Raw genomic sequence first — 13,052 nt, 5'->3', positions numbered from 1 at the left:
GCGGTTACTCGTCTCCATCAACGCGCTGAGTCAGGACAATAGGCAGTCCCACCGTGGCTCCGCAAGTCACTTCCGGCCCGCCCACCGATGAGCTGACGGTGTCTCAGATCACGTCCGCCAGCTCGCGCAGCAGCTTGGCCTTGGCCCGGGCACCCACCATCACCTTCACCGGCTCGCCGCCCTTGAAGACCATCAGGGTGGGCATCGAGAGCACGCCGTAGGCGGCCTGCATCTCGGGGTTGGTGTCCACGTCCAGCGAGACCACCTTGAGCCGCTGCGCCTCCTCGGCCGCCACCGCCGCCAGCACCGGTGCGATCATCCGGCACGGCGGGCACCAGTCGGCGGTGAAGTCCACCAGCACCGGCAGCTCGGCCGCGAGCACCTCGGCGGCGAAGCTCGCGTCCGTCACCTCCTTCACCAGCTCGGTCGTCTGCTCGGTCGTCGTGTCGGTCATCTACTCGCCCTCTCCGGTCGGCTTCGTCGACAGTTCGCACCGGGGCTCGGCATCCGCGCTCGCCACCTCCAGCTCGGCGCGGGCCAGTTGCCCCGCCACCTGGGCGCGCACCGCGCCGAGCCGGGCCAGGCAGTCGTCCAGCTCGGCCAGCTTGCGCCGGTACACCTCCAGTGAGGCCGGGCAGGCATCCCCCGCCTGGTGCCCCGCTTGCAGGCACTCCACGAACGGGCGGGTGTCCTCCAGCTCGAAGCCGAAGTCCTGGAGCAGCCGGATCTGCCGGACCAGCCGCAGATCCTCCTCGCCGTACGCCCGGTACCCGTTCCCGGTGCGTCGAGCGGTCAGCAGCCCGCGTGACTCGTAGTACCGCAGGGTGCGCGTGGTGGTTCCCGCCCGCTCCGCCAGTTCCCCGATCCGCATCCCATGGCCTCCTGCCCGCTCGATCCCCTCGACCGTAGACCTTGACCCTGACGTCAACGCCAGCAGCGGACGCCACCCGGCTCAGACCACCTCGCTGCCACCGGAGCCGGCATCGTGCGGGGCCTCGGGCTCGACGCGGGTGCCGAGGGCGCGCAGGCCGGCGATCACATCGTGTTCGGTCGGGGCATGCTCCGGATCGAGGAGCCACTGGGTCATCACCCCGCTGAGCAGGGCCGTCTGGACACCGCCGAGGCTGCGCTCGGTGGCCTCGTCCACCTCGTCCTCCGGCACTCCCGAGAGCAGCGCGGCCATCCCGCGGCGCCCCTCCCGATGGGCCGCGGTCAGCAGTTCGCCCAGCTTCGGGTTCTGTTCGACCAGGACGACCGCCTCCAGCGAGGCGAGCCAGAGCGACCGGTCGGCGGTGAACGACTTGATCATCTCCCGCCACAGGGCCTCGTACTGCTGCTGCCGGGTGGCCTGCGGGTCCAGTGACGCGGCGACGGCCTCGCCGATCCGCTCGCCCCACTCGTCCATAGCCTGCACGAAGGCGGCGGTCAGCAGCGCGTCCCGGGAGCCGAAGTGGTAGCCGATCGCCGCATGGTTCACCCCGGCGGCGGCGGCGATGTCGCGGACGGTGGTGCGCGACCACCCCTTGTCCTTCAGGCACTGCACGGCGCCCGTCAGCAGATCCTCGCGGTTTCCCATGTCCGGATCCTAGCGCAGCCGTCATCCAAGCGGTTCAACCGATCGGTTTATCCACATGGATTGACCAAGCGGATAAGAGCGCCCTACGGTGGAGCCACAGGCCGCGAGGCAAGAGCCCGCAAGGGCGACATGAGGGGGCACCCATGACCACCGACACCACCGTGCTGATCTCCGGCGCCGGCATCGCCGGCCCGTCCCTGGCCCACTGGCTCCGGCGCTTCGGCTTCGTGCCGACCGTCGTGGAGCAGGCGCCCGGGCTGCGGGACAGCGGCGGCGCCGTCGACTTCCGCGGCGCCCAGGTGGAGGTCCTGCGGCGGATGGACATCCTGGCGGCCGTCCAGGCCCAGCAGACCGCGATGGGCGCCCAAGTGGTCATCGACGGCGACGGGGAGCCGCTGGTCAACCTGCCGTCGGCGTTCTTCAGCGGCGAGGTCGAGATCGAGCGCGGGGATCTCGCCCGGATCCTCTACGACCTGACCCGGGACACCACCGAGTACGTCTTCGGCGACAGCATCACCTCGCTGGCCGAGACCACCGACGGAGTGGACGTCACCTTCCGGCACGGCGCCCCCCGCACCTTCGACCTGGTGGTCGGCGCCGACGGCATGCACTCGGCCGTGCGGCGGCTCGCCTTCGGCGACGAGTCCCGCTTCCGCCAGGACATGGGCTACTGCTTCGCCGGCTTCACCGCCCCCAACCACCTCGGGCTGGACCACAGCGGCGTGATCTACAACGTCCCCGGCCGGGGCGCACTGGTCAGCAGCTCCCGCGACAGCTCCCGGGCGGGTGTCGGATTCGTCTTCGCCGCACCGGAGTCGCCCTACGCCCGGCACGACCAGGCGGAGCAGAAGCGGATCGTCGCCGACGCCTTCGCCGGGGCGGGCTGGCGGACGGACGCGCTAGTCGAGCTGATGCACGACGCCGAGGACCTCTACTTCGACTCGCTCAGCCAGATCCACCTGGACAGCTGGTCCCGGGGCAGGGTGGTGCTGCTCGGCGACGCCGCCTGGTGCGCCGGGCCCGGCGGCTCGGGCACCGGCCTGGCGATGATCGGCGCGTACGTCCTGGCCGGCGAGCTGGCCGCCGCGCCCGGCGACCACCGCCTCGCCTTCGCCCGCTACGAGGAGCGGCTGCGCCCGGGCGCCGAGCTCGGCCAGAAGCAGGCCAAGGGCGCCGGGCCCTTCCTCGCCCCGCCGACCGAGCGGAAGATCCGCCGGCGCAACCGCTTCTACAAGCTGCTCTCCTCGCGGTTGCTGGCCGGCGCCTTCAACCGGCTGACCGCGGGCGCGGCCAACTCCGTGCCGGTCCCCGACTACCCGGAGCCCGTTGCCCTGGTGGCGAGTTGACGGCCGTGCGACCGCGCCGGTCCGGCGCGGCGCCCCCGTCGGATCGCGTCGGTCAGATCGCGTCGAGCCGGGCCAGCTCCTCGCCGGTCAGCCGCAGGGCACCGGCCGCCAGGTTCTCGACCAGGTGGTCCGGATTGCCGGTGCCCGGGATCGCCAGCACGTGCGGCCCCTGCTGCAGGGTCCAGGCCAGCCGCACCTGGGCGGCCGAAGCCCCGTGCGCCGCCGCGATGTCGAGCACCGCCTGGTCCTCCGCCCCACCGGCGCCGCCCTCGCGCCCCTCCCCCGCGATCGCGAAGAACGGCACGAACGCCACGCCCTGCTCCCCGCAGATCCGCAGCACCTCGCGCTGTTCGGCCGTGGCACCGATGCCGAATCGGTTCTGCACGCAGACCACCGGCGCGACGGCCTGGGCGGCGGCGAGCTGCTCGGCGCTGGCGTTGGAGACGCCCAGGTGCCGGATCAGCCCCGCCTCGCGCAGCTCGGCCAGCGCGCCGAACCGCTCGACGAACGGTTCCACCGCTGGGCGATTGTTCCGCAGGTTCACCACATCGAGGTGGTCCCGGCCGAGCTGGCGCAGGTTCTCCTCCACCTGCCCACGCAACTGCGCCGGCTCGGCCCACCACCACTCGCCGCCGCTGTCGCGGCCCGGCCCGACCTTGGTGGTGATCACCAGGTCCTCCGGGTAGGGCGCGAGAGCGGTGTTGATCAGCTCGTTGGCGGAGCGGAGCGAGGAGAAGTAGAAGGCCGCGGTGTCGATGTGGTTCACCCCGAGCTCCACCGCCCGCCGCAGCACCCCGAGCGCCCGCTCGCGCTCACTGGGCGTGCCGAGGTCGAAGGGGCCGCTGCCGGTGAGGCGCATGGCGCCGAAGCCGAGCCGATTGACCGTCAGGTCGCCGAGCTGCCAGGTGCCGGCCGAGGACGCGGTGATCGTCTGGGGAGTCATGCCGGGGAGTAAATCACAGCTTCGCGAAATATCCCAAGGTGTTAACTATCGGGCGGATTACCCGAATTGATAACGAGCGAGGGGCTCGCGGAGTTCCCGTCGAACGGGTTTTCGCCGGACCATTCCCGGCGCCGTAGCCAGTGCCCAACGCGGTCGGGGCGGTCGGGCTGACATCCGGAGAGCTCTGTATTACAGTTGGAATATGAGCGATAAGGCCAAGCTGAGCATCAGCCTCGACGAAGAGCTCGGGGCCAGACTGCGAGAGGTCGCCGCGCAGCGCCAGGAGCAGATCTCCACGGTTGTCACGCATGCTTTGATCGACTATTTCACCACCGAGCAGCGTCGTCTCGACGGCCTTGTCGCCATGGAGGAGTACCAGCACGAGCACGGCGCCTTCACTGCGGACGAACGCCGCGCGGCCTCGGAACGAGTGGACGAGCTCATGGGCTGGTCCGCCAGTCCCGGACGGCAGAGCGCGTGAGCGCCATCGTCTATGACACCGGGGCACTGATCGCCGCCGAAAGGAACCGCCGCACCTTCGTGGCGCAGCACGAGACCCTGCTCGCCGCGCGGGTGCGGCCCCTGGTGCCGGCCGGCGTGCTGGCCCAGGCGTGGAACGCCCGCCCCTCCTCGGCGGTGCTGCATCGAGTACTGCGCGGCTGCGAGGTGCTGCCGCTCACCGAGTCGCGGGCCAAGGCGGCCGCCGAACTCTGCCACCGCGCCGGGAGCAATGACGCGGTGGATGCCAGTGTCGTCCTCACCGCGATCGAGTACCTCGACGCGCCGATCCTCACCGACGACCTCGGGGACCTCGGCAAGCTGGTCGACGCCTCTGGCCACACGAGGATCAGAGTCGCCCGCCCGTAGGGCACAGGGCTGGGCGATCCTGTCGGCGCCTGACTTTCCAGCCCTCCACTCCCTAGCCCTCCACTCCCTAGCCCTCCGCATGACGCAGTCGGCGCACCGAAGCGTCCGCCAGCGGGGCCACCGCCGCGAAACCGGCCACCAGGCCGGCGACGGTGGTCACCCGGGCGCCGCCGAAGGCGTGGGCCAGCGGGCCGACGGAGAGCTGGCCGATCGGGATCGCGAGGTAGCTGAGCAGGTCGCCGCAGGAGGAGACCCGGGAGAGCACGGCCACGGGCACGTGCTCCTGCAGCGAGGTGTCCCAGGCGATGCCGGTGACGGACGAGCCCAGCCCGCCGGTGAAGGCGGCGGCGATCAACCACGGCGCGTCCAGCCCGGCCCCGAGCGCGAGCAGCGGCAACGTACCTAGCGCGCAGGCCAATTGGCCAAGCCGCAACAGATGACGAACCGTCACCCGGTACATCAGCACGCTGGTCAGCAGCAGCCCGAGGCCGCGCGCGCTCAGCACGAAGCCCCAGGTCGCCGCGGAGCTGCGCTGCTGGGTGAGCAGCGGGCCCAGGATCTGCCAAGTGCCGGTCTGCACCAGGTTGATGACGAAGAAGGCCCAGCTGCCCAGCCAGACCCAGCGGATCCGGCGGAACTCCGTCCAGCCCTGGCGGATGTCGCTGAGCAGCGAGGCGCTTCGGGGCAGCGGATCGGCCTCGGCCGCCGCCAACCTCGCCAGGCAGCCCGCCGCCAGCAGATAGCTCAGCGCGTCGAGAGCGATCGCCGGACCGCCGCCCACCCCCACCACCAGCAGACCCGAGACGCTCGGCCCGAGGATCTTGGTGGCGTTGCGGGTCGACCCGAGCAGCGCGTTCGCCCGCTGGAGCTGGGCCGTCCCGACCAACTGCGGCACCACACCACGCAACGCCGGCGTGGTGAACGCGGCCAGCACCCCGTTGAGCAGTTCCAGCGCCGCCACCGGGAGCAGCGCGTAGTGGCCGGTGAGCAGCAGTGCGGCGACCGCGCCCTGGGTGAGGGCCGAACCCAGATTGGCCGTCACCAGTACCGTCCGGCGCGGAAACCGGTCGGCGGTGGCCCCGCCCACCAGCAGGAACGCCAGCATCGGCACCATGCGGGCGGCCAGCACCAGGCCGAGGTCCCCGCTGCGCCCGGAGGCGTCCAGCACCGCGAACGCCAGGGCGACCGGCGCCATCGAGCTGCCGAGCAGCGAGACCGACTGGCCGGTGAAGAACCAGCGGAAGGCAGGGGTGCGCAGGGGTGACGGGCTCATCCGCCCGAGTGTTCGCCGGCCGGCCGGCCCGGACTATCGTTTCGGCAGGAGGCGAAAGCGACGGGGGACGGAACAGACCGGCGACGAAGGAGACGGGGACGAAGGATGACGCTGCTGCGGTTGAGCCCGCTGGCCCTGTCCCGCTCCCGGTTCGCACTCTCGCCGCTCGCCGAGACGCTGGGGACGCTGATCGAACTGGGCAAGCCGCAGCCGGACCCGTCGTTCGCCGCCTGGCACGCCCGCCACCACCCGGTGTTCACCGCCGCGATCGCCACCGACCCGTTCGCCCGGGGCCTGGTGCGGCTGCTCAGCTCCACCAAGTGGTTGCCCGAGCATGTCGTCCTGCCGCCCCTGGACGGCATGCGCACCACGTTGGGCCCCGAGCTGGCCCGGGTCGCCGCCTTCTCCGACCAGCGGGTGCGGGCCCAGCTGGAGCAGTCGGTCGCGCACAGCTGGCAGCGCCACGACCTGAGTTGGCTCGCCGGCACCGGCTGGGCCGTGCGGACGGCCGAGCTGCTCCGCGCCGTCTGGGTCGGCCATGTCGAGCCCGACTGGCCACGCCGGCGGGCGGTGCTGGAGCGCGACGTCACCTACCGGGCCGGCCTGCTGGCCGCCTACGGCTGGCCGGGCGCGCTGCGGCAGATGAGCCGCCGCAGCACCTGGGTCGGCGCCGACGCGATCCGCTTCAGCAATCAGTCGTTCCCCGACCGTGTGGTGGGCGACGAGGGCATGCTCTTCGTCCCGGTGAGCGTCTCCAGCGGCACCTGGCTCTGCGAGGGGCCGTCCGGGCAGTACGCCCAGGTCTATCCCGCCCGCGGCTTCGCCACCTTGTCGGCCGTCCGCCCGCCCCGGGCGCTGGCCCGCCTGCTGGGCCCGGGGCGGGCGGCCGTCCTGCACGAACTGGCCGTCCCGGCCACCACCAGTGAACTCGCCGCCCAGCTCAGCCAGTCGGTCGGCACCATCGGCGGCCACCTGGCCGTCCTGCGCGAGGCGGACCTGGTGGCCGGCACCCGGGTCGGGCGGCGGGTGGTGTACCGGCGCACGGAGTTGGGCGAGCTGCTGGTCGGCGAGCGAGCCGACTGACACCCCCAGGGCTTCGCGTTACCAGGGCAGGGTGCCCTCGGCGTAGAAGTAGCCGCCCGTGGGGCCGTCCGGGCCCACCTGTGCCATCCGCACGATGATCTCGGCGCCCTGCTCGACGGTCTGGATGCCGGTGTTCCCGTTCAGGTCGGTCTTGGTGAAACCCGGCTCGACCGCGTTGATCCGCATGGCCGGGAACGCCTTCGCGTACTGCACCGTGATCATGTTGACCGCGGCCTTCGACGCCGGATAGGCCACCCCCGGGTAGGCGTAACCCGGTGTGCCCGGGGTGCTGGCCACGGTCAGCGAGGCCAGTCCGCTGCTCACGTTGACCACGACCGGTGCGGCCGAACGCCCGAGCAGCGGGAGGAACGCGTGGGTGACGCGCACCAGGCCGAACACGTTCGTCTCGAAGGTCGTCCGCATCAGGTCGGCGGTCACGTCCGCGGCGCCGATCACCGCGTTGCCGTCGCCCCGCTCCTCGATGCCGGCGTTGTTGACCAGGATGTCCAGCCCGCCGCCGGCCTCGATGGCCTGGACGGCGGCCCGCACGGACGCGTCGTCGGTGACGTCGAGCTGGACGGCCCGCGCGCCCAGTTGCTCGGCGGCCCGGCGCCCGCGTTCGGCGTCCCGGCTCCCGAGGTAGACGGTGTGGCCCGCGGCGACGAGTCGGCGGGCGGTCTCGAACCCGAGACCCTTGTTCGCTCCGGTGATCAGTGTCGCTGTCATGCCTCCACGATGCGGCGCGGCCGCGCGGTCAGCCAGACGTCCCGGCTTCCTGGGACTGCCAGTACCAGGACGATCCGGGCGGCGCGGTGCACAGTGGGTGTCATGGCGACCACGGAGTTCGGGCACACGGTGCGACGCTGGCGCGACCGGATCTCCCCGGAGGCGGCCGGCCTGCCCGTCGGCGGCCATCGCCGCGCGGCCGGCCTGCGCCGCGAAGAACTCGCCCTGCTGGCCGGGATCTCGGTCGACTACGTCACCCGCCTCGAACAGGGCCGGGCCGCCAACCCCTCGGAGCAGGTCGTCGAAGCCCTCGGCCGGGCCCTGCGCGTCTCCGCGCCCGAGCGTGAGCACCTGTTCCACGTCGCCGGCCTGGTGCCACCGGGCCAGGGCACGGTGCCCGCCTACATCACACCGAGCGTTCAGCGGCTGCTGGACCGCCTGACCGGCACACCCGTCGCGGTCAGCGACGCGACCTGGACGCTGCTGCTGGCCAACCCGCTGTACACGGCGCTGATGGGCCGGTTCCACGGCAACGAGCGCAACGCGGTGTGGCGCAACTTCCTCGGCTCCGGCACCCGCGTGCGCCACACCCCGCAGTCCCGGCGCGCCCTCGAAGCCGCCCAGGTCGCCCAGCTGCGCGCGACGGCCAACCGCTACCCGGCGGACCAGCGCCTGCGCCGCCTGATCGCCGAACTGCGCGCCAACAGCCCCCGGTTCGCCGAACTCTGGGACTCCGGAGCCGTGAGCCGGCACGAGGCGTCGCGCAAGACCATCGACCACCCGCAGGTGGGCCCGCTGACGCTGGACTGCGACGTGCTCAGCGTCGCCGGCAGCGACCTGCGCATCATGATCTACACGGCCGAGCCCGACACCGAGGACGCGCAGCGACTGGCGCTGCTCGCGGTGCTGGGCACGCAGACGTTCGTCGGGTAGCGGCGTGACCGTTGGGTTCGTCAATCGTCAACTGGCCTGGGGAGCCGGAGACAGGAGCTCACCTTGCAGTGTCAGACCTGTTGACGATCGTTCGGAGTTCGCGGGCGCTTCGGGGTGACAGTGCGTTCATCACCGTGTCGAGGAGGGCGCGGGCTTCCAGCGGATCGCCGCAGCAGTACCAGTGCACGTTGCCCCACTCGTCGTCGTGCCACAACTGACGCTCAGGGCGGCGGGCGTAGTCCCTCCACAGGCGTACGGCGGCGGTGACATCCCCCGGTAGCAGGTAACTCCGGGTGCGCTCGAGGCGGGCGATCTCACAGAGCGCCCGCGAGGAGACACCGTCGATCACCGGCCTTGACCCCCGTGCCCGGCGCAGGGGGAGACCGGCCCGGATGCGCTCTGGCCGTCTACGCGGCATGGACCTTTCGGTTCGTCGTCACGCGGCCCATGGTGCCACGGTCTCGAATTCCTCTCGAACGGGTTTACTCGTCCGTGAGTTCGTCACCGATCCTGCGCCCCGGGCCATCTTGGCTCAGCCCAGCGCGTCCAGCAGGGCGGTGACATAGGCATCCAGCCGCTCCTCCACCGCTCGCGTCGTCAGCTCTGTCCTCCCTGCCGCCCGCCACGGCTGCGCCACCAACCGCACTTCTTCCGAGCACGCCAGCCCGTCCCGCACCTGCCAGTACAGCCGCTCGCTCGCGGCCGCGGCCAGCACCCCGCCGGCCTCCTCATACGCCTCAGCAAACCGCAGACCCCACGCCGGGCCGTGCAGCAGCGCGAGATTGGTGGAGCAGTGCGCCACATCGAGGTCCGCCGGGCCCCAGGAGGTCGCTGCCCAGTCGACGACGCCGGTGATCCTGGCATCTGCCGGCCCCGAGGGCGGCACGTCGAACAGCACGTTGCCGGGTTGGAAGTCCCGGTGCAGGAACCGCCCTTCATAGGGCGGCGCGGGCCTGCGGATCACGTCGATCGCCGCCGCCCAGGCCGCCGCGTCGGCGCCCTTCGGAGTCACGACGGTGTCGGCGGTCGTCAACGCCACGTACTCCCGGGGCCGCTCAGCGGGTCGCAACGCGTGGATCGCCACGAGTTGACGGGCCAGCAGAGGAACGCGCGCCTCCACTCCCACATCGTCGAGGACCGTCCGGCCCGCCAGATGCGTCATCAGGAGCGACGGATACTCGCAATGCGCGGCGGTCGGATCAACCGCGACCAGCCCAGGAGCCGGCACACCGGTCCCCGCGAGCAGGGCCAGGGCGCCGGCCTCCCTGTCCAGCCAGTCCTCGGCATACTCCACGTTGACGAAGGTCCGCAGCACCAGGTAGCGGGTGCCTCCGTCCCGCGTGCCGATGGTCAGCCTCCGCATGTCGGCCGTGATGCCGCCGTGCAGCACCTCGGCTCTGACGACCCGTTCACCGACCTCCAGGTGCCGGCCCACCCAGGCCAGCGTCAACGGTAGGACAGCCGCCGTCTCATCGTGGTTGGTCACCGTGCCACCTCATCATCCGGAGGGCGGCACGCGCGAGTTCCATGCGGGAGCCGGAACGGCCATCGCCGCCGAGCACCATGGCGTGAAGGTCGTCGCTGTCGAACCGGTGAACTGCCGCGCCCTCGGTGCCGCACTCGAAGCGGCCGAAGTCGTGGACGTGGACGTGGACTCGGTAGCGGCCGACTCCCTCGGCGCGCACCGCACGAGCGAGACCGCCCTGGCTGCCCGCCTACGCCCCCGAGCCCGGCAGTCGGACCGCCCAGCACAGGATCGCCCCACGGGCATCGGCATGAAGCTTCGAGACTGGCGCGCTCCTACAGCGGGACGGCAGGATCGGCAGCATGCGGATTCTCGTTCTCGGCGGCACGTGGTTCCTCGGGAAGGCCGTTGTCGACGGCGCCCTCGCGCGAGGCTGGGAGGTGTCGACGTTCAGCCGGGGCCGCTCCGGACTTCCCGCCGCGCAGGCGCAGCACATCGCCGGTGACCGGCTAGCGCCTGAGGACCTCCGCAGGCTGGCGTCCCACGGCCCCTGGGACGCTGTGATCGACACGTCCAGCACGGAGTTGTCGCCGCGCGGTGTCCTCCTCAGCACCACCGAGCTCCGTGACCAGGTCCGGCACTGGGTGCACATCTCCACGGTGTCGGTCTACCAGGGCTGGCCGCATCGGAAGCTGACCGAGGACAGCCCGGTGCTGGACTGCCCGCCTGACGCGGACGAGACCTTCGGGTACACCGGCCCTGACGGATCGCCAACCATCTACGGCTTTCAGAAAGCCGGCGGTGAGCGGGCGGTGACCAGCGTCTTCGGCGCCGATGCCGTCACCCTCCTCCGGCCTGGAGTGATTCTGGGCCCGGGTGAGTACGTGGGTCGACTCCCCTGGTGGCTGAGCAGAGCGGCACGAGGCGGAAACATCCTGGCTCCGGCACCACCTGACCGGAAAGTCCAGCCGGTCGACGTCCGAGACGTGGCCACGTTCGCGCTCGACCGCGCCGACGTCGCCGAGGGCGACATCTTCAACGTCACCCACCCTCAGGGGATCACCTTCGGAGGGTTCGTAGCGGAGTGCCTGCGCGTCACCGAAGGAGCAGGGCAGCCGGTGTGGGTGGACGACCGGCTGCTGATCGAGCACGGGGTCACGGAGTGGACCGAGCTCCCACTGTGGCGTACCCACCAGGGGGTGTGGAGCGTTGATTCGACCCGGGCAGTAGGGGCGGGCATGCGCTTCCGGTCCATCGCGCAGACCATCGCGGACACCTGGGCATGGCTGGACGCCGGTGGCGAGCTGGTGGATCACCCACGACGTCACGTGCACGGGATCAGCGAGGAGAAGGAGGCGTCGGTGCTGGCCAGCACGGCCGGGCGATCTCCCTCATGACCCTAAGGCGAGGGTGCTACCGAGCTGGGAGTGCGCGCCGACCGCAACGTAGTCATCGATGTGCTCTGCCAGCTCGGCCTTTGCGGTCGGCGGGCCGGGGACGGCAACGCGGGTGAGGTCCTGGCGAAGGCCTCGCAGTCGGTCCGTGACACCGGCCACCCGCCACTCCCTGGGGAGATCGAAGACCGGGGCGATGGCCTCGGCAGCGCCGTCGAACTCACCGGCGAGGATACGGGCCCGGGCGAGGTCGGTCTGGGCTTGGGCAAGGTCGGTGTGCTCCTGTGGGAGCAGAGCGGGCTTGCCGCCTGGCCGGCTGGCCATCAGGGCGATCGCCTGCCCCGTGGCCTCTTCAGCGCTGGGGCCGTCACCGAGGAGGAGGTGGGTGGTGCCGTTGCTCATCAGCGTGCGACGGCGCGAGAAGCTGAACTCGCCTCCCACGTCGTCATGGAGTTCATCCCGACTGCCGGAGTCGAACTCAAGTGCGTCGAGAGCAGCACGACGGGCATTAGCAGCATCGCCGAGGTGCCCGTAGGCCCGGGCCTCGATCGCACCGAGCCGCCGCTGACCGGTGTCACCCAGGCCAGTGAACGTCTTCGCGGTCACGATGAGCCGAACCGCATCGGACGGCCGGCGGTCCCAGTAGGCAAGCAGGGCGAGGGTGCCGTGCGCGTAGGCCTGGAGCGGGCCGTGCTCGATCACTTGTCCGTACATTGCGGCTGATCGGGCGAATGAGGTGGCGGCCGTCAGCGAGCCGAGGTCGAACGCTGCGGCGGACAGGATGGCCGTCACCTCCCCGGCCACGAGGTAGAGCCGACTACGTTGCGACACGATCTGCGTCCGATCGAGCATCGCCTGTGCTACGGCCAGCAGTTCGTTGCCTTGTCCATAGACGGTGAATGGGGGCTTGGAGACATAGGCCCGAACGAACTCGATTGCATCATCCTCAAGCTGACTGATGGTCATGTCTGGAAGGTTGCTTGCTGCAGCGTTGCCCGCGTGAACGGCTGCCTTACGTGCTGTCATCATCAGATCGCTATCGTCGAGCGTTGACATGGAAGTTGGATTGACCGCGATTGCGTCCGGCGGCCCAAACAGCGCCTGGACGCTGTAGGTCGGGTACATGCGTTCGAGGATTCTGGGCGCGGGATGGCGCGGCAGCCCGGTGACTCCCGAGCGCCAGCGCTTCCACGTCTTCGTCGCGACTGTCGCGCCCCTGAAGGCGCTGTCTCGACGTTCATCGAACAATTGCTTCCCGATACGACGGTATTCGTCGCTGAACTCGCGGTAACTCACACCACCTTGCGCGAGTAACGAGCCGAGGAGTGTCCCGGGCTCAGGCTGGTCTGCCAAGGGTGTCACCACCTTTTCTTTGTCCGCCGCATACGTGCTTACCACCAGAAGCTCGGGGTGCACACTTCCCGCTTCGAAGTGACCGTGAAGTGA

15 protein-coding genes and 1 pseudogene are annotated in these 13,052 nt (G+C 70.9%); 7 read left to right on the top strand and 9 right to left on the bottom strand.

Going from position 1 to position 13,052, the window contains the following annotated elements:
- Nucleotides 1-103: 103 nt before the first annotated feature.
- The 3 genes from trxA to ABH937_RS12510 form a co-directional block, all read right to left on the bottom strand.
- Nucleotides 104-454: a thioredoxin gene (trxA, locus tag ABH937_RS12520; protein ID WP_280689619.1), complete on the bottom strand. Its 351-nt coding sequence runs from the start codon at nt 452-454 to the stop codon at nt 104-106.
- Nucleotides 455-871 (bottom strand): MerR family transcriptional regulator, encoded by a 417-nt coding sequence (locus ABH937_RS12515; protein ID WP_280689620.1) that lies wholly within the window; start codon nt 869-871, stop codon nt 455-457. It abuts the gene before it with no gap.
- 81 nt (nt 872-952) lie between these two features.
- Nucleotides 953-1,576, bottom strand: coding sequence for a TetR/AcrR family transcriptional regulator (locus ABH937_RS12510; RefSeq protein ID WP_280689621.1), 624 nt, complete (start codon nt 1,574-1,576; stop codon nt 953-955).
- 143 nt (nt 1,577-1,719) lie between these two features.
- Between ABH937_RS12510 and ABH937_RS12505 the strand changes: the two genes are divergently transcribed.
- Nucleotides 1,720-2,922 (top strand): FAD-dependent monooxygenase, encoded by a 1,203-nt coding sequence (locus ABH937_RS12505; RefSeq protein ID WP_370218222.1) that lies wholly within the window; start codon nt 1,720-1,722, stop codon nt 2,920-2,922.
- Nucleotides 2,923-2,974: 52 nt separating this feature from the next.
- Here the strand turns inward: ABH937_RS12505 and ABH937_RS12500 are convergent, their stop codons facing one another.
- Nucleotides 2,975-3,865 (bottom strand): aldo/keto reductase, encoded by an 891-nt coding sequence (locus tag ABH937_RS12500; RefSeq protein ID WP_280689623.1) that lies wholly within the window; start codon nt 3,863-3,865, stop codon nt 2,975-2,977.
- A gap of 202 nt (nt 3,866-4,067) precedes the next feature.
- On the opposite strand from ABH937_RS12500, the gene ABH937_RS12495 reads away from it, so the two are divergent.
- Nucleotides 4,068-4,346: a hypothetical protein gene (locus ABH937_RS12495; protein ID WP_370218220.1), complete on the top strand. Its 279-nt coding sequence runs from the start codon at nt 4,068-4,070 to the stop codon at nt 4,344-4,346.
- Nucleotides 4,343-4,732: a PIN domain-containing protein gene (locus ABH937_RS12490; protein WP_280689625.1), complete on the top strand. Its 390-nt coding sequence runs from the start codon at nt 4,343-4,345 to the stop codon at nt 4,730-4,732. Before ABH937_RS12495 ends, ABH937_RS12490 begins: the two co-directional genes overlap by 4 nt.
- Nucleotides 4,733-4,799: 67 nt before the next feature.
- On the opposite strand, the gene ABH937_RS12485 is transcribed toward ABH937_RS12490, so the two are convergent.
- Nucleotides 4,800-6,005, bottom strand: coding sequence for an MFS transporter (locus tag ABH937_RS12485; RefSeq protein WP_370218219.1), 1,206 nt, complete (start codon nt 6,003-6,005; stop codon nt 4,800-4,802).
- 105 nt (nt 6,006-6,110) lie between these two features.
- On the opposite strand from ABH937_RS12485, the gene ABH937_RS12480 reads away from it, so the two are divergent.
- Entirely contained in the window at nt 6,111-7,088 is a 978-nt protein-coding gene (locus ABH937_RS12480; RefSeq protein ID WP_370218218.1) for an ArsR/SmtB family transcription factor, read from the top strand.
- Between the two features lie 18 nt (nt 7,089-7,106).
- On the opposite strand, the gene ABH937_RS12475 is transcribed toward ABH937_RS12480, so the two are convergent.
- Complete coding sequence (locus ABH937_RS12475; RefSeq protein ID WP_370218217.1) at nt 7,107-7,814, bottom strand: SDR family NAD(P)-dependent oxidoreductase; 708 nt, start codon at nt 7,812-7,814, stop codon at nt 7,107-7,109.
- 102 nt (nt 7,815-7,916) lie between these two features.
- On the opposite strand from ABH937_RS12475, the gene ABH937_RS12470 reads away from it, so the two are divergent.
- Nucleotides 7,917-8,747: a helix-turn-helix transcriptional regulator gene (locus ABH937_RS12470; RefSeq protein WP_370218216.1), complete on the top strand. Its 831-nt coding sequence runs from the start codon at nt 7,917-7,919 to the stop codon at nt 8,745-8,747.
- A gap of 58 nt (nt 8,748-8,805) precedes the next feature.
- On the opposite strand, the gene ABH937_RS12465 is transcribed toward ABH937_RS12470, so the two are convergent.
- Both ABH937_RS12465 and ABH937_RS12460 read right to left on the bottom strand, forming a co-directional pair.
- Nucleotides 8,806-9,096: a hypothetical protein gene (locus ABH937_RS12465; protein ID WP_370218215.1), complete on the bottom strand. Its 291-nt coding sequence runs from the start codon at nt 9,094-9,096 to the stop codon at nt 8,806-8,808.
- A gap of 183 nt (nt 9,097-9,279) precedes the next feature.
- On the bottom strand, nt 9,280-10,182 hold the full coding sequence (locus tag ABH937_RS12460; protein ID WP_370218214.1) for a phosphotransferase family protein: 903 nt from the start codon (nt 10,180-10,182) through the stop codon (nt 9,280-9,282).
- Nucleotides 10,183-10,282: 100 nt separating this feature from the next.
- On the opposite strand from ABH937_RS12460, the pseudogene ABH937_RS12455 reads away from it, so the two are divergent.
- Nucleotides 10,283-10,471, top strand: a pseudogene (locus ABH937_RS12455) (threonine/serine dehydratase); the annotation flags it as partial.
- A 103-nt stretch (nt 10,472-10,574) separates the two neighbouring features.
- The gene (locus ABH937_RS12450; RefSeq protein ID WP_280689632.1) at nt 10,575-11,609 is read left to right on the top strand and encodes an NAD-dependent epimerase/dehydratase family protein; all 1,035 of its coding nucleotides are present in this window, start codon (nt 10,575-10,577) and stop codon (nt 11,607-11,609) included.
- Here ABH937_RS12450 and ABH937_RS12445 read toward each other — a convergent pair.
- Nucleotides 11,604-13,022 carry a hypothetical protein gene (locus tag ABH937_RS12445; protein ID WP_280689633.1) on the bottom strand — a complete coding sequence of 473 codons (1,419 nt, stop codon included), beginning with the start codon at nt 13,020-13,022 and terminating at the stop codon, nt 11,604-11,606. The genes ABH937_RS12450 and ABH937_RS12445 overlap by 6 nt on opposite strands.
- Nucleotides 13,023-13,052: the final 30 nt, after the last annotated feature.

This window comes from Kitasatospora sp. GAS1066B, assembly GCF_041262605.1.
Classification (GTDB): Bacteria; Actinomycetota; Actinomycetes; order Streptomycetales; family Streptomycetaceae; genus Kitasatospora.
Note: the sequence above shows the minus strand (reverse complement) of the source record. Positions and strands in the feature narration are given on the sequence as shown.

Bases quoted from the DNA above. Each gene is read 5' to 3' on its own strand.
- ABH937_RS12480 (WP_370218218.1), top strand. From the start codon at position 6,111: ATGACGCTGCTGCGGTTGAGCCCGCTGGCCCTGTCCCGCTCCCGGTTC.
- ABH937_RS12485 (WP_370218219.1), bottom strand. From the start codon at position 6,005: ATGAGCCCGTCACCCCTGCGCACCCCTGCCTTCCGCTGGTTCTTCACC.
- ABH937_RS12510 (WP_280689621.1), bottom strand. From the start codon at position 1,576: ATGGGAAACCGCGAGGATCTGCTGACGGGCGCCGTGCAGTGCCTGAAG.
- ABH937_RS12505 (WP_370218222.1), top strand. From the start codon at position 1,720: ATGACCACCGACACCACCGTGCTGATCTCCGGCGCCGGCATCGCCGGC.
- ABH937_RS12450 (WP_280689632.1), top strand. From the start codon at position 10,575: ATGCGGATTCTCGTTCTCGGCGGCACGTGGTTCCTCGGGAAGGCCGTT.
- ABH937_RS12500 (WP_280689623.1), bottom strand. From the start codon at position 3,865: ATGACTCCCCAGACGATCACCGCGTCCTCGGCCGGCACCTGGCAGCTC.
- ABH937_RS12495 (WP_370218220.1), top strand. From the start codon at position 4,068: ATGAGCGATAAGGCCAAGCTGAGCATCAGCCTCGACGAAGAGCTCGGG.
- ABH937_RS12470 (WP_370218216.1), top strand. From the start codon at position 7,917: ATGGCGACCACGGAGTTCGGGCACACGGTGCGACGCTGGCGCGACCGG.
- ABH937_RS12475 (WP_370218217.1), bottom strand. From the start codon at position 7,814: ATGACAGCGACACTGATCACCGGAGCGAACAAGGGTCTCGGGTTCGAG.
- trxA (WP_280689619.1), bottom strand. From the start codon at position 454: ATGACCGACACGACGACCGAGCAGACGACCGAGCTGGTGAAGGAGGTG.
- ABH937_RS12515 (WP_280689620.1), bottom strand. From the start codon at position 871: ATGCGGATCGGGGAACTGGCGGAGCGGGCGGGAACCACCACGCGCACC.